Genomic DNA, 15490 nt, shown 5'->3' on the forward strand with positions numbered 1-15490 from the left:
TGGGAAGTAATACATATTGAGTTATTTAAAACGAAGAAGGACGCCATGGCCAGAGAAAAATACTATAAAAGTGGTGTTGGACGTACAGCAATAAAAGAATTGAAAGCACAATATATTTAAGGATTATTATAGGGCTCATATCCGCCAGAGGCGGACACTGATTCGAGTCTCCGCCAAAGGCTGACTACTAGCAAAGACAGGGCTTCACAGAAATTGAGACCCTTTTTTTATTTCACATAGTACAGAATAGTAGTGTTTTCGGTTTGACATTTCTCTTGATTGCAAATGCCATTATTTTGTAGCCAAAAATAGTATTGATGAACTATTTTAATGCTTAAACGCATTTTTCATTAATTCCATTTCATTTCTTGGAATACCTAAATCCATCGCAATTTGTCGCCACTGACCTACATTCTGCTGAATCGTATTGATAATAGCGTTGGCTTCTTTTTCTTTTAAACGAAAATAAGGAGCAACTTCCCGTACCAGGTCTAAGTCCAAAGCATTGTCATTTTCTGAAATATTAAGTTTTAAACCAGTACCGTTCGGGGTTGGGTTGATATCATAGGCAGGTGAAAGTTTCCAACCGGAATCCGTTAATAGAAATCCGTGATTGCGAAGGTGATCATCAGTATTGGAAATACAAACATTAAACGCAATACGTCTCCATAACTTCTTGAGATCCTTATCAACATCAGCACCATTCTGCATTAAAAATTCCAGAAGCTCTAAATAACTGCCCCCATCTTGATAGTCCGTTCCATCAGTGTGTCCCAATAAGGTCATTGCAGAGGCAAAATGAATACGGGTACTATCGATCTTCCTATCAAAACGTTGTGTCAAAAAGGTATGTTGGTGATGCGAAAATTTTCGGATTCTTGATGGTGCCATTTCAATACCGGATTGAATTGCAAGTCGATACGCCAACATTTCCCAAGCCCCCATATCCTGCTGGTCATTTTGGCTTGGAAATTTGGCAATCCATAAACCGCCATCAATATCTTGTATATTGGCTTTAGGTCTTGCACCTCCCAATGAAGACCCTGGTGCCATTAGCATATTGAGCCATTTTAGGTATTCCGGATTATCTGGGGCATTTTCTTTCTCCAGTTGTAAGCTGGCAAATTCAAGATCTCTAAGTGCAGAGAAAGGTGGTGCGGCCATAGCTGCATTATCATCTAAAAAAGCACCATCCTGTGCTGTTTTAAAACGAAGTCCCCCCATTCGGTTATTGTCGTAAACCCCGAGTAGATAATCTGACTCCATTAAAGTTTTGGGGCGTCGATCTTCTTTTCTGGCTTTAGCAGCCTCTTTACGCATCATTAGCACCCGTCCCCACCGATCAGGTGAGGAATCCAAGAAAATACCGAAATTAGATTTCTCATCTTTGAGGTACTGAGCTCCTTCGAATAATTGTAGGTCTGGATCTATGATCTGGGCATAATCCGACTGTAACCATTCTTTATCATATTCAAAGGAAAATATTTCTTTCCCTCTAGATGGCGTAGCATATAAACTCCCCATTAAGAATGGAGCTTCAATTCCATCCCAATGCGCATATACAAATATTTTTTTTCGTTCCGGTGCCATTATTTCTTGTTGTTTTTTGGGCCGCGTTCCTTTACGGTTAGATCGGCATCCTGTATTTTTCTGCCCAATACATCATCGTCGGCCAAAAGCAATATATCCTTCTCCAATCCTAATACTAATAAAACTTGGAGAATAATACCTAAAGAAATTGAAGCACTTCCTTTTTCTAGGGAAGAAAGTGTAGGACGGGAAATCCCTGCTCGCTCAGAAACCTGATCCATCGTCAGTTTCCTGCGTAAGCGTGCTAACTTAATATTTTCTCCCACTGCTTGTAAAAGCTTCTTGTTCTTAGGCAATAATATAATACTGTTTCTGGGCATAACGTTCAATATATTTTACAAATGTAAGTAAAAAAGTAAATAGTATTTTACGTTATTTCAACCAATACTATAGTGAACTTAATTTTTGTCCCAAAAAAAGTGTTTTTTGGGACAATTGAATTTGTTACAAATATTTTCCATTAAGAAGGTGCTTATATTATTTAAAAACAATTTTTTTCCATTATGAGCATATAAACCACTCAGCACATTCCCCTCCATTTCGCGAAAAGCTATATTTCGGGCGGCAGCGCTTCCCTAAAAAGTCATAAAAAATTTCTTGAAACTGACTATCCCCAAGGCAAGCCATAGGGGTATTTCGCCAGTTTCATTTTGGCCTTTGGGCCAAAAACCGAAATTTTGTATTTCACCTCACCCGGAACTGCAAAAAGACAGTTCCGACCTCTCCAAAGGAGAGGTAAATAGGAAACCCCGACCCAAGGGTCGGGGAATCTTTAGATTGAACACCATCCCCAATTTCTCCTTACCATTCCGTTAAGCTTTTCTGCCGTGCTAGTGAAAACCCCGGACATCGTATATCGCCTTGGCCGAAAAAAAATGGAACAAAGCAAAAAACGTTGGCAATTGTTTGATAAACAAACTTCTGAGACAAAATTGACTGAGGCCTAAAAAATCCGATATTGGTGGTTCTGTCTATCCGGCCTTTCCAGATTTTATACAGATTACGTAGAAATAAATAAGGTTTGATCTTCTCATGAATACTTTTCGACAAAATACCACAAAAAAGGAAGTCCGATGACAAAAGTACCAAGGGTTACTTGATGCATCTCAAGTAATGTAATGATCTCAAAAGATTAATAGTATGGTAAAGTATTAGTCGTACCAATATATTATCTTGAGGGCTTAATTTAAATTCAAGCTCTTAGCCAATCTATCTCATGCGACTACCATTCTCAACTGCGTTCCTGTCATCTTCTGTTTATCTATCAATCCTGTATTTAATGCTTGCATTTCAGAATTCAACGATGGCACAAGATAAACCCAACAGAACATGGCTGGCAGGAGACCATCATATTCATTCTAGATATAGCGTTGGCTGGGATCGGGAAGTGGATCCTCCTGCTCCCCTAAAAGGAGGCGATGCCATTTATCCTACGCCCATGAATGCCTTAATGGCTAAGTATTATGGGCTTTCCTGGATGGTAACAACAGATCATGGAGGTCCCAATCACAGTAAAGTAAATCTAGAAATGGCGTATCCCGAGTTGTTGAATTCCAGAAAAGTTGTCCCCGAAGTGATTCAGTTTTACGGGATGGAATTCGATACGCCCGGTGCCGATCACTCCAGTTTAATTATACCGCATTCGCACGACGAAGCTACCCACTTACATAGCATAGAATCTCAATTCAACAAAAGAGAACCCCACCCTGCTGATCCGAGTTGGGATACCGAACCGAGAATGCTTGAAGCCTTGAAATTCATGAATAAAATGACGACAAAACCCGTGGTTATTGCCAACCACCCATCCCGATCGGCAACAGGTTTGGGCGTGTATGGAAATGATGATCCTAACGAACTTCGGGACTGGAACGATACGGCTCCAGAAATTGCCGTAGGTATGGCGGGAGCCCCTGGTCACCAAGCTGCAACAATAAACCCGGACAGTACTTTACGCAATCGTTCCCGTGGAGCATACGGAAAATTCCCTACCATGGGAGGTTTTGATCAGATGACTGCTAAAGTTGGAGGATTTTGGTATTCGATGTTGGGCGAAGGTCGCCGTTGGTGGATAACAGCAAACTCCGACTCACATGTTCACTGGCGGGAAGGGGGTAGTGATTTCTGGCCGGGGGAATATTCCAAAACCTATGTATATGCCCAAAAAAATCACAAAGATATCATAGAAGGCATTCGAAGTGGTCGGGTTTTTGTAACCTTGGGAGACCTAATCTCAGGGCTTTATGTTCGGGTAGCCGGAGGCCATCATACTGCGGATATCGGAGGTACCATTCATAGTAAAAAGGGCCAAGACGTAACGGTTACCGTTCGCTTTAAAGACCCTGACACCCTGAATTCATGGAAACAGAACCCTAAAGTTACCCGTGTCGATTTAATAATCGGGGAAGTAAGCGGTGCGGTTAGGGATAGAAATAGCGACAACAATCCTACCACACAGGTTATTGAACGCTTTACAGAGTCTGATTGGAGCGTAAATGGCTCATTTAGGGAAATAACTTATACTATTTCTAACCTTAGAAAAAAAAGTTATATCCGAATCAGAGGTACGAATAGTACTGAACTGGAACCTAGAGAAGATGAAAAAGGCGAGAGTCCATGGGATGAACTATGGTTCTACGCTAACCCTATTTTTATTGATATTGACTGAATAAAAAATTTCTTGAAACTGACTATCCCCGAGGCAAGCTATAGGGGTATACTTCTACTGCGCTCAGTACGGGTTTCGCCAGTTTCATTTTGGCCTTTGGGCCAAAATCCGAAATTTTGTATTTAACCTCACCCGGAACTGCAAAAAGACAGTTCCGACCTCTCCAAAGGAGCGATAAATAGGAAACCCCGACCCTAGGGTCGGGGAATCTTTAGATTGAAACAGGGTTGTAAGATTTTAGAAAGAAGAAGAAGTTATTGGGTCTTCTCCCCAAAGAAATAGTACACCACCCGCACTGGATTAAAGTGAGCTTAGCAATAATTAGTGTAAACCCTTTTATCGCATAGTCTGAAATGGCTTTTTAGGTGGCTCAAAGAATTCCGTTTTTAGTGGCTCCCTTTGACCGTTTTTTGCCAACACATCAACTTAAGAACCATCGAACACATGGTTTTTAAGATACTCGTTTACGAACTTTTTTTTAGGATCATAGCTTTTAGCAAGTGCTACAAAATCGGAGTGCTTGGCATACCTGCTTTGCAGGGTTTTAGCATCTAGTGTAAATAATTTCCCCCAATGAGGTTTAGGCTGATAGGGAGCCAAAGCCGCTTCAATCTTTGGTAACAACGCCAATACTTCCTTGGTTTTTTGTTTCCACGTGGTATGAATGGTAATGCAATCTTGCTGATAACAAGGACTCATCCAAAAATTATCTGCCGCAATGGTACGTATTTCCGAAATTAAAATATGCGGAAAGATCTCCGCTTTCATTTTCTCAATAGCCATTATAGCCGCGACGGCGTGTTCACGGGGAATATAGTACTCCGATTGTAATTCTTCCCCTGCACTCGGCATAAAACCCATTTTAAAATGAGGTAACCGATCGTACCATGGGCCTGGAATACCCATTTGATCGGTACAATTTTCAGCCGAAATAGAAACGATAGGGTGTATGTGTGCCGTTGCTGCCTTAGCACCATAAAAATCATGCCCTAAATCTGCTACAGCACCATCCATCCTTCGTTTAATCCATACTTCACTTATTTTAGTGTCCATCCAATCGGTAAATAAACTTACGCTGTACCCACTTGCCATAATTTCATCAAAATGCACAAGTACCGATTCTAAAGGTAAATCTAGGAAAACATCTTGCCGAACGTTATAGGTAGGCTGTATTTCCAAGGTAACTTTAGTGATTATACCAAAGGCTCCTAAACCCACTACCACCGCATTAAAATGAGGATGATTTTTGTCTAATACAACGATATCGCCATCGGGCCTTACCATTTCTATGCCAACCACTGCTGTGGCCAAATTACCATTGGTTACACCGGAGCCATGGGTTGCTGTAGCACAAGCTCCGGCCACGGAAATATGAGGCAAGGAGGCTAAATTATGTAAGGCAAAACCTTCTTGGTGCAGCATTTCCGCAAAATCTCCATACCGAGCTCCTGCTTCCACAGTTAAGGTTTTATTTTCAGCATCTAGCGCAATCACCTTATTCAACTTTTTGGTAGAAATCTGGTGTTTTGGACTATCGGCAATAGCATTAAAACAATGTGTAGAACCTAATGCCTTTTGCTGATCTAGTGTCCTTACCAAGTGCTGTACCTCATCCACAGAGGTTGGTTCATGCAAGTTTTCGGCCCTGTAGCTATAATTACCGGCCCAGTTTTTTCGATCTCTCTTTTCCACCATACTTTTTGTTTTCTTATCTTCTACACAAGAAAGAGTTGGCAGTAACATTCCTCCGGTTACCGCCAAACTTGCTTTTTTTATAAACGTTTTTCTTTGCATTTTTTTACCTCTTTTTGTTTTTGAACAGCAAGCCTTGAAATGCCGACGACTAGTATTCGCTGTTGATGATCTAGCGCTGTTCTGGCTCATTTCATAACGCTCATTTGATAGGTTTTTGAAGCACCGTTACGACTTTAAGAAATGGTTCTTAAAGTGCTCTACTTTCTATATCTACTATTTCGTTGCACAATGATTAATTCGCATTTCATCATAAATAGTGCGTAGCCTAAACCTAATGTATGAAGCCTAAATTTAGTTTAATTATTTGAAAGTAAGATCATTTTAAAAAATTGAAAAACAACCCTCTTTCGCTTTAAACTTCATTCGTTTTTACTCATGCTATTTTTCATAAAATAAACTTAGGACGTTGTATGCCAATTAGAACCTGTATTTGCTTTCTAATGCATAGCGCAGTAACTCTCCTGAACCTTGGAGGTTAAGAATGCGAATCATATTTTTACGATGCGTCTCTACCGTGGTTTTACCAATAAATAAAGTATCGGCTATTTCTTGATTGGTGTTTCCTAAGGCAATTAATTTTAAGATTTCTATTTGCCGTTTAGACAATGGGCTTACCGGTGCCTTGGCGGTTGCAATTTCGGATAAAACTAGAGACCCATCATAATACGTACCGCCATTGTACACCGTGCGTACGGCAACTAAAAGATCTTTTAAACTTGAATTTTTTAACACATAACCCTTAGCTCCTGCGGCCAGCATTTGGTTTACCGCATCGTCCTGATCGAACATGGTAAAGGCAATAATCTTTATTTGGGGATGTTTTAATAAAATTTTTTGAGTAGCGGCAATGCCGTCCATAATCGGCATACGAATATCGGTAATGATTACATTGGGTTGTTTTAGCCCTGCCAATTTGCAAAGTTCAACTCCATTAGTAGCACTGCCTACCAGTTGGATATCGTCTTCGTGACGCAAAAAAAGTTTAACTCCGTCTACAAGCGAATTGTGATCTTCGGCAATTGCAAGTCGTATCATGTTATCGGAATATCTAAAATTACTGTGGTTCCTTTTTGCCGGGTGGAGTCTATAGTAACTTGTCCGCCCAAATTTTCAATACGTTTTTGTATCGCATGCAGACCCAGCCCCTCTTTAGCTTTGATGCTTGAAATATCAAATCCGATACCATTGTCTTCTACCATAATGTTGATGCGATCTCCATGATGCGTTAAATAAATGATGATTTCTGATGCGCTTGCATATTTAATGACATTGGTTATCAATTCTTGTATCATCCTAAAAATAGTAATTTCCAACGAATTATCGAGCCGCTGATTCATACTATAATCTTCAACGTATATGTTTAGTTTGTTCAAAATGGAGACTTTTGCCGCAAGGTTTCTTAGTGCCGGCAGTAAGCCCTCTTGTGCATTTACCCCGGTATTTTTGGAATGGGCTAAACTGCGCACTTTTTGGTAGGCTTCCTCCAGCAGTTTGTCTGTTTTGCTAAACAAATGCGCCGTGCCCCGCGGTCCTATTTCGGTTTGCAAATTCTCAAAATGTAATTTTAGCGTTGCTAAAATACTACCCAAATGGTCATGCAAATCATTTCCCAGTCGTTGCCGCTCTTTTTCTTGACCCTCTAGCATGGCATCCAATTCTATATTTTCCTGATCATGAAGCAGCTTCTCTATGTGTTGCGATTGAAGCTCTTTTTCCTTCTCCACTATTTTTTTCTTGGCCTGGCTACTTCTATAAAAAAAATAACTCGTGGTTAATAAAAGTGCAAGGATGATAACTGTAGCAATGAGCCATATTTTATTCTGTTTTAACGATGCATTTTCCAATGCGCTTTGCTGGGTTTCTAAAATGACATTCAATCTGTTTACCTCCAGTGCATTGGCACGGTAATCTAATTGCAATCCGGATACATATGCCTTTTTTAAGAGGGTATAGGCACTATCATGTTTACCAAGGTCGTTTAAGTAATAGGAGGAATACAAATTGAGATAATAATTCCCCCGTAAGGTATCTGCAAGATTAATATGTACCCGAGCCTTGTCTACCAATTGCAATGCCTCCTCAAATTCCTTTTTTTTCTGTGCCAAACCGGATAAACGAATAAGTGAAAAAAATCGTGTTTCTCTATGAAAAGGATACGATTCTGATGCATTAAAGGCCATTTCATAATAGATCCTAGAGATCGCAAGCCTATTTCCCAACTCCATGCGCAAGCCCTTTTCAAAATAGATACGAGGTAGAATCGAAGCAGGAATTGTCATGCTATTTTCAAAGGCGTTTAACTCGTCGGCTAGCGTATAGTATTCGTCTTCTAGGCTACCGAGTGTTTTCGTAGTGAAAATAATTTGGTAAAGCACACCCCAAAGGCGATCTATTTCATCTGAAGACAACCGTTTGTATTCCTCTAAATACCTCTCTTGATGTTGACTGTTTTGGGCTATTTCTATACGGTAATATTCTAGCACCGCCTGTAAGGCTGCCTTTTGCAATACCCTATTTTTTTGACTTTTTGCCATTTTTAAGGCCTCATAAAAAAAGGCAAAGGCGTCACTCTTGGTTTTGTGATAATACAGGGCGTAATACCCTTTATTAAGCAATTGCACCACATGTGGTATTGAGGCTTCCTGCAGTCTGTTATGGCTGCCTAAAGAAAAGAAGGTAGAATCTCGTTGCCCGGCAAAATAGAGTAGATCGTGTAAGGTAGTTAACTCTTGGGCTAGATCTTTCTGAGCCACTTGGGCTATATGCAGTTTTGCTTTTTCAAACTCCAGACTTCTCAAGTGCGCCAATACCAGATCCACAGGGTCTGCCCCGATTCCTCTGAGAAATAGGGGAAAAATTACCAAAACAAAAATGAGTTTTCGCCTCACTAAAACTTGAGCATTACATTACTTTGGTGGCAACGAGGGGAGCCAAGTACGATACTTTTACCATCCTCATTTTTAAAGGTAAAATATACCGATGCCGTGTAGTTAACTGACTTTTTATCCTACATGGTTTCTACTATAAGAAATCACATAAACATACTAATTTGTAACCGAATAGCAATACCCAACCATGGGTATTTTGGCCAACTGTACCATAAAGAGATTTTCGTTATGTCTTAAACCTAATGAAAAATCCCCTTTTATGGGTATGTTTTGGCATGCCAAATACAACTAGCTTTAGTTCCAGAAAATACCTTGTTTTAGCTCCATACCAATGTCGTCGCCCCACCGGCGATGTTGGTATTAAAAAACCAAACCCTCATGAAAAGCCTAACCCTAACTACCACCCTGCCACAATTGACTTTCGCTGAAAAAGAGCGTGTTCAAAAAAAGTATGGTTTGTCGGCGTTGGAGCTTCGCATTTTGGTATCGTTATTACAGAAATATGCGCATAAAGATTTACCGGAAATTAAAGCCCTATTTTTTGGGTAAAGGCTTATCCTTAGACAAAAAGAGAAGTTTTCCCTGCTTTTTGTTTATGCAAGATTACCATACCTGCTTGGCGTATTTCTATTAAAGTTCCCTTTGTCCCGTCATACCGTTCACTAAAAATACCCATAAAAGGGTATTTTCATACAAAAAACAAAACCTTACTTTTAGCGCAGCTAAAGCGGGGGTTGTTTGGGGGAATAGCCCTCCGTGGAGGCGTTAAAACCATGTGCGCAATCGCATGGTTTTTTTTGTAATTCTTTTACAAAAAGCGGCTTGTTTATGCTAAATTACCTTGTTTATTACGTCAATTTTTAAAAAGAATTACTCCCCTACCAACCCCTCTAATACCTCCCACACATTTTCTGCCAAAATGCGCTGTCCTTCTACGGTAGGATGAATGCCGTCGGCTTGGTTCAGTTCGGGAATGCCGCCTACATTTTCGAGTAAAAAAGGCACCAAATACAGGCCATTGGCGGCTGCCAATTCCGGAAAAATATTTTTAAATGCGGTGGTGTAGGCATCACCCATATTGGGATGCATCTGCATTCCGGTGAGTACAATTTTTGTTTCTTGGTTTTGCTGACGCACAAAGTCTATAATATCCTGCAAGTTTTTTCGGGTTTCCTCTAAAGGAATCCCTCTAAGGCCGTCATTGGCACCCAATTCTAACACAAAAATTTCCACATCCTGCTGTAGCACCCAACTTATTCTACTTTTTCCGGCGGCCGTGGTTTCTCCGCTAAGACCGGCATTGATTACTTCGTAGGGAAGTGCTAAAGAATCTAATTTTTTTTGAATGACGGCCGGGAAGGCCTCATTGGGATCCAATCCCATTCCGGCGGTAAGACTGTTGCCAAAAAACAGTATTTTTTTTGTGCTTGATGCCTCTTCTGTAGTCTCCGACTTGGGACTTACCGTTGGGTCTTCTTGTTTCTTGGAGGGCGCATCGCCACAAGATAGCCCACAGACAAACATCAAAAAATAACAAAAGATTAACAAGCTTCTAACACTCACGGGAACTATATTCGAAATCATTTCTTTAATTTGACCGCTTTGAAGATTTATAACGACAAAGCTGTTACATGACAAAGATATTAAACGTTGCGCATCTTGAGAAACACTATAAAAGTGGTTTAAAAAAACTTACCGTACTTCACGATATAAGCTTTAGTGTAGCACAAGGGGAAACCTTTGCCATTGTAGGCCCATCCGGAAGCGGGAAGACCACGCTTTTGGGTCTTTGTGCCGGACTAGATCAGCCCGATGCGGGTTCTATTTCCCTGTGTGGTACCGAATTAAATGGACTCACTGAAGACGAAAGGGCTTTACTTCGCAACAAAAACATTGGCTTTGTTTTTCAGGATTTTCAATTATTGCCCACGCTTACGGCACTAGAAAATGTGGCGGTTCCCTTAGAATTGCAAGGGGCGGAGAATGCACTATCGGCAAGTAAAGAATGGTTGGAAAAAGTGGGGCTCGGAGACCGTTTTAACCATTATCCCTCTCAACTTTCCGGAGGGGAACAACAACGCGTGGCCTTAGCCAGAGCTTTTTCAAATAAGCCGTCGGTGCTTTTTGCCGATGAACCTACAGGGAATTTGGATGCCGAAACCGGCGAAAAAGTAGTTGAGTTGCTCTTTCAATTAAACAAAGAATTGGGCACCACCCTAATTATCGTAACGCATGACATAGACTTAGCACATAAAACACAGCGCATTTTACGATTAAAAGGCGGAAAAATTATTGAAAACGCTGTAACCGCCTTATGAAGAAACCACAAAAAAATAGTGCTTCGGGAGCGCAATTTGGATGGCTCCTGAAAATGGCTTGGCGCGATGGAAAGGCCAGCACAAAAAAATTGATGCTTTTTATGGCCTCCATTGTCCTTGGTATTGCCGCAGTGGTATCTATACAGTCGTTTGGCGATAACCTAAAAACTAATATTGCCCTGCAATCCAAATCCCTTATGGGTGCCGATTTTAAGATTGATAGTAGTCGACCTGCCAACGAACGTGTTCAGGAAATAATAGATTCCTTGGGCGGTGCCAATGCACGCGAAATTAGCTTTTCTTCTATGGCGGCTTTTCCGGAGACCGGAGCCAGTAAACTGGTTCAGGTGCGCGGTATTGAAGCCGGATTTCCGTTTTACGGGGAATTGGAAACAGCACCCCTTTCGGCAGCGGCCAGCTTTTACGAACAAGAGGGTGCTTTGGTAGATGTTACGGCCATGTTTCAATTGAATTTACAACCCGGAGATAGTATTAAAATAGGTCAAATTACCCTTCCTATAGTCGGAAAATTAATCACCATTCCCGGAAGTTCTTCCATATTTGGTGCCGTAGCCCCTCCGGTGGTTATTCCGTATCACTTAATTGAAGCTACCGGTTTGGTGCAAACCGGAAGTCGCATCGACTATGACTATTACTTTGTAGCAGGGGTTGAAAATGATGTAAATCAGCTCTACGGTAAAATAGGTGCCGTTTTAGAGGCCGAAGAGGCGCGCCTAGATACGCATACAGCTACGAGTAGAAGATTGGGGCGGCGCTACGATAATTTTGGAAAGTTCCTAAATCTAATTGCCTTTATTGCTTTGCTCTTGGGCTGTGTGGGCATCGCCAGTGCCATCAATATTTATATCAAACAAAAACTGCGTGCTGTAGCGGTGCTAAAATGCCTTGGCGCCACCAAAAGGCAGACTTTTTTAATTTATTTACTTCAAATTGCCTTTATTGGCCTTATTGGCGGAAGTATAGGTACGGCTCTTGGCTTGGGCATTCAATATCTTTTTCCCATTTTACTCCAAGATCTATTACCTCTTAATGTAGAAATTTCCATAGCACCGCAAGCCATTGTTATGGGTCTGCTATTGGGTGTTTTTATGTCGATTCTATTTGCATTATATCCACTAATGGGTACCTTATATACGTCTCCCTTGCAAGCCTTGCGCGTACAGGCAACTGCCAATTCTAAATCGGTAAAAGCAGGGGCATTGGCCGTCTTGGGCATTTTTCTTTTCATTTATCTTTTTTCTTTTTGGTTATTAAAAGATTGGCGCTACGCCCTAGCCTTCGTGGTGGGTATTCTCATCACTTTTGCTGTTCTTATCGGAATTGCAACTCTGTTTATGCGAGGCATCAAGAACTATTTCCCTCATTCTTGGGGGTTTATAGCGCGCCAAAGTTTGTTGAATCTTTTCCGACCTCAAAATCAGACCTTAATTTTAGTGATCGCCATAGGTGTGGGTACGTTTCTTATCAGCACCCTTTATTTTACTAAAGATGTGCTTTTGGCTCAGGCCTCAATTGAAGGGCAAGCCAATAGCCCCAATATCATTTTGCTCGATGTGCAAACGGAACAAAGAGCGGCGGTAGCACAAAGTATATCACAAAAAAGCTTGCCTCTTTTAGATGACATTCCCATTGTAACCATGCGTATTACCAGTATTAACGGAAGGTTGGTTAATGAAATTCGGCAAGACAGCACGTCTCAAATAAGTCGGTGGATTTTAAACTTTGAGTTTAGAGCTACGTACAGGGATTCTCTTATTGCTTCTGAAACCTTAAAGGAAGGCGCTTGGACGCCCAGCGTTTCCTCCACAGCACTCATTCCCATATCGGTGAGCGAGAATTTTGCCCAAGATGCTAAGGTGGGTATTGGCGACTTAATGATATTTAATGTACAGGGTGTGTTATTAAACACCAAAATTGGTAGTATCCGAACGGTAGATTGGAGCCGAATGCAACCCAATTTTACAATCGTCTTTCCTATGGGGGTTTTAAATAAAGCCCCTCAATTTAGGGTGCTTACAACCAAAGCACCGGACGAACAAGCCTCCGCAGCATTACAACGGGATTTGGTAACTGCATTTCCTAATATCTCCATTTTAGATTTACGCCAATTGCTATCTGTAGTAGAAAACTTATTGGGTAAGATTTCTTGGATTATCAATTTTATGGCCTTCTTTAGTATTTTTACGGGAATTATTGTATTGCTCGGTGCCATACGCACTAGTAAGTACCAACGCATTCGGGAGAGTGTTTTGTTGCGCACTTTGGGAGCCACTGGCAAACAAGTGCTTAAAATAACGGCCTTAGAATATGTATACCTCGGTGTTTTGGGTAGCTTGGCAGGCATACTGTTGTCGTTACTTAGCAGTCAAATTTTAGCTTTTTGGATGTTTGAGGCTCCTTTTGCTCCCTCATGGATTCCCTTTTTGATCTTATTCCCGGGAATTACCTTGTTGGTGTTGGGCATTGGCTTGGGCAATAGTCTGGGTATTATAAAAAGTCCGCCTTTGGCCGTACTACGAAAAGAGGGTGTTTAATCCTAAAATTGGGATCTAAGGAATTTAGTTGAGAAATACCTGCTATTTTGTAGTGCCCAACGGTCCTCTTTTAAAGGGCAATACGGAGCCATCTATTTTTTTATTATTTTCAATAATGAGAACTCAAGTACTATTTATTGAATGTACAACCACTCTCCAAAGACTTCGGGAAAAGCGCTATTTTGGCTACTTTTAAGACCCAACCCAAGCCTTCATAAAACCTCCTTACGAAATAGGTATTTTGTGCTGATTGCGATGCTACATTATTTATGATGCAGAGAAATGTATGAAAATATGCGAATCACATTATTTTTTTCTATCTTGGACACAAGCGAACAAAAAATTTCTTAAAACTGTCTAACCCTAAGGCAAGCCACAGGGGTATATTTTGACTATGCTCAGCACGGCTCTCGCCAGTTTCTTTTCGGCAAGCGCAATGCAACGCATTTTGACCAAAGGGTTCAAAAACTGAAATTTTATATTTTGCCTCACCCGAAACTGCGAAAATGCGGTTCCGACCTCTCCCAAGGAGAGGTAAATAGGAAACCCCGAGGCAGAGCCATCGGGGAATCATTTAGATTATTAAAAACAACATACCGATGAAAAGAAGAAAAGTTGCTGTATTGGGTCCCATTCCCAGAGATCATATTACTACACATAACGGAGAAGTGATAGAAAAATACGGTTGCGCCACGCATACAGCTATTGCCATTGCAAACCTTTTAGGTCCCGATGATGTTGTTATACCGGTAACCCATGTGCGTAAAAAAGATGAGGACGACATTCGAAAAATATTTGAACCCTACAAAAATATTGTCTTGTCGCACATCGATGCTACAGCAGATCAGGGCGATGTTATAAACCTCAATTTTGTGGATCAAAATAAACGATTGGAAAAGCAGGTTGCTTTTATGAACCCCATTGTGCCCGAAGATATTCAGGATATTCTGGACTGTGAGGTTTTTGTTTTTGTGCCGGTAACCGATTTTGAGGTGCCTTTGGATACGCTAAAGTATATTAAAGAAAATAGCGATGGTATTATTGTGTTTGATGCGCACGGGCCTACCAATACGCTTACCATTCATGGGGATCGATTAATGAAGTTTTGGGTAGATCGGGACCGTTGGCTGCCCTATATTGATATCCTAAAAATGAATTTGGAAGAGGCCAATTGTAGTTGGTTCGAAAAAGAATACGAACTCTCGGAATTGGAGCATAATGAAGAAATTGCCCTAGAACAATTACCTCTTTTTGCGGCTCATTGCCTGCAACAGGGTCTTAAAGCATTATACGTTACTTTAGACTCTAGAGGCGTTATGGTGTATACCTTAAAAGACGGTGTTTTTAATGAACAACTGGTGCCTTCAGTAAAAGTAGCACACGTAATAGATACCACGGGTTGTGGCGATTCTTTTGCCGGTGGTGTTGCCTACGGGATGCTAAAAGATAAGCACAACTATGTACAAGCGGCCCAATATGGTAATGTATTAGGCGCACAGCGCACTCAGGGAAAAACCTTTGAGGTATTTAAATCGTTGAGCGAGACAGACCAAATGATTAAGAAAACCTACGGAATACCCTAAGCATTCTTACGCAAAAATTAGGACTACTGTAAAGGAACTTCACAACGCTGTCTTTTGCGTTAAGGATTGAAGTGAAAATTCTTTTTTTGATTTTTTTCTCAAAAAAAGATTGTAACGAAAAGCCTGACCCTTGTGG

11 protein-coding genes are annotated in these 15490 nt (G+C 40.9%); 5 read left to right on the plus strand and 6 right to left on the minus strand.

All coding sequences use genetic code 11. From position 1 onward, the window contains the following. Positions 1-327: 327 nt before the first annotated feature. Positions 328-1590, minus strand: a complete 1263-nt coding sequence (locus tag U1E44_RS06855; RefSeq protein WP_322930320.1) for a type II toxin-antitoxin system HipA family toxin — start codon at positions 1588-1590, stop codon at positions 328-330. Beyond that, on the minus strand, positions 1590-1910 hold the full coding sequence (locus U1E44_RS06860) for a helix-turn-helix domain-containing protein (RefSeq protein WP_322930321.1): 321 nt from the start codon (positions 1908-1910) through the stop codon (positions 1590-1592). The genes U1E44_RS06855 and U1E44_RS06860 overlap by 1 nt, the downstream gene beginning before the upstream one ends. Positions 1911-2893: 983 nt before the next feature. On the opposite strand from U1E44_RS06860, the gene U1E44_RS06865 reads away from it, so the two are divergent. Then, positions 2894-4255 (plus strand): CehA/McbA family metallohydrolase domain-containing protein, encoded by a 1362-nt coding sequence (locus tag U1E44_RS06865; RefSeq protein ID WP_322930322.1) that lies wholly within the window; start codon positions 2894-2896, stop codon positions 4253-4255. A 426-nt stretch (positions 4256-4681) separates the two neighbouring features. Here U1E44_RS06865 and U1E44_RS06870 read toward each other — a convergent pair whose 3' ends face one another. From U1E44_RS06870 to U1E44_RS06880, 3 genes are all read right to left on the minus strand, one after another. Beyond that, complete coding sequence (locus U1E44_RS06870; RefSeq protein ID WP_322930323.1) at positions 4682-6049, minus strand: D-arabinono-1,4-lactone oxidase; 1368 nt, start codon at positions 6047-6049, stop codon at positions 4682-4684. 378 nt (positions 6050-6427) lie between these two features. Continuing rightward, positions 6428-7045: a response regulator transcription factor gene (locus tag U1E44_RS06875; protein ID WP_322930324.1), complete on the minus strand. Its 618-nt coding sequence runs from the start codon at positions 7043-7045 to the stop codon at positions 6428-6430. Beyond that, entirely contained in the window at positions 7042-8898 is a 1857-nt protein-coding gene (locus tag U1E44_RS06880; RefSeq protein WP_322930325.1) for a sensor histidine kinase, read from the minus strand. The genes U1E44_RS06875 and U1E44_RS06880 overlap by 4 nt, the downstream gene beginning before the upstream one ends. A 378-nt stretch (positions 8899-9276) precedes the next feature. Here U1E44_RS06880 and U1E44_RS06885 point away from each other — a divergent pair, with 378 nt between their 5' ends. Then, positions 9277-9447, plus strand: a complete 171-nt coding sequence (locus U1E44_RS06885; RefSeq protein ID WP_322930326.1) for a hypothetical protein — start codon at positions 9277-9279, stop codon at positions 9445-9447. 321 nt (positions 9448-9768) lie between these two features. Here U1E44_RS06885 and U1E44_RS06890 read toward each other — a convergent pair whose 3' ends face one another. Beyond that, the gene (locus U1E44_RS06890) at positions 9769-10482 is read right to left on the minus strand and encodes an arylesterase (RefSeq protein ID WP_322930327.1); all 714 of its coding nucleotides are present in this window, start codon (positions 10480-10482) and stop codon (positions 9769-9771) included. A gap of 47 nt (positions 10483-10529) precedes the next feature. Between U1E44_RS06890 and U1E44_RS06895 the strand changes: the two genes are divergently transcribed. The 3 genes from U1E44_RS06895 (at position 10530) to U1E44_RS06905 (ending at position 15354) form a co-directional block, all read left to right on the plus strand. Beyond that, the gene (locus U1E44_RS06895) at positions 10530-11216 is read left to right on the plus strand and encodes an ABC transporter ATP-binding protein (RefSeq protein ID WP_322930328.1); all 687 of its coding nucleotides are present in this window, start codon (positions 10530-10532) and stop codon (positions 11214-11216) included. Further along, on the plus strand, positions 11213-13771 hold the full coding sequence (locus tag U1E44_RS06900) for an ABC transporter permease (protein WP_322930329.1): 2559 nt from the start codon (positions 11213-11215) through the stop codon (positions 13769-13771). The genes U1E44_RS06895 and U1E44_RS06900 overlap by 4 nt, the downstream gene beginning before the upstream one ends. A gap of 599 nt (positions 13772-14370) precedes the next feature. Next, positions 14371-15354 (plus strand): carbohydrate kinase family protein, encoded by a 984-nt coding sequence (locus tag U1E44_RS06905; RefSeq protein WP_322930330.1) that lies wholly within the window; start codon positions 14371-14373, stop codon positions 15352-15354. Positions 15355-15490 lie beyond the last annotated feature (136 nt).

It is taken from the genome of Aurantibrevibacter litoralis (genome assembly GCF_034651555.1).
Classification (GTDB): domain Bacteria; phylum Bacteroidota; class Bacteroidia; order Flavobacteriales; family Flavobacteriaceae; genus Aurantibrevibacter; species Aurantibrevibacter litoralis.

Excerpts from the sequence above, each read along its gene's own strand:
- U1E44_RS06855 (WP_322930320.1), bottom strand. The coding sequence starts at position 1,590 with ATGGCACCGGAACGAAAAAAAATATTTGTATATGCGCATTGGGATGGA.
- U1E44_RS06860 (WP_322930321.1), bottom strand. The coding sequence starts at position 1,910 with ATGCCCAGAAACAGTATTATATTATTGCCTAAGAACAAGAAGCTTTTA.
- U1E44_RS06865 (WP_322930322.1), top strand. The coding sequence starts at position 2,894 with ATGGCACAAGATAAACCCAACAGAACATGGCTGGCAGGAGACCATCAT.
- U1E44_RS06870 (WP_322930323.1), bottom strand. The coding sequence starts at position 6,049 with ATGCAAAGAAAAACGTTTATAAAAAAAGCAAGTTTGGCGGTAACCGGA.
- U1E44_RS06875 (WP_322930324.1), bottom strand. The coding sequence starts at position 7,045 with ATGATACGACTTGCAATTGCCGAAGATCACAATTCGCTTGTAGACGGA.
- U1E44_RS06885 (WP_322930326.1), top strand. The coding sequence starts at position 9,277 with ATGAAAAGCCTAACCCTAACTACCACCCTGCCACAATTGACTTTCGCT.
- U1E44_RS06890 (WP_322930327.1), bottom strand. The coding sequence starts at position 10,482 with ATGATTTCGAATATAGTTCCCGTGAGTGTTAGAAGCTTGTTAATCTTT.
- U1E44_RS06895 (WP_322930328.1), top strand. The coding sequence starts at position 10,530 with ATGACAAAGATATTAAACGTTGCGCATCTTGAGAAACACTATAAAAGT.
- U1E44_RS06900 (WP_322930329.1), top strand. The coding sequence starts at position 11,213 with ATGAAGAAACCACAAAAAAATAGTGCTTCGGGAGCGCAATTTGGATGG.
- U1E44_RS06905 (WP_322930330.1), top strand. The coding sequence starts at position 14,371 with ATGAAAAGAAGAAAAGTTGCTGTATTGGGTCCCATTCCCAGAGATCAT.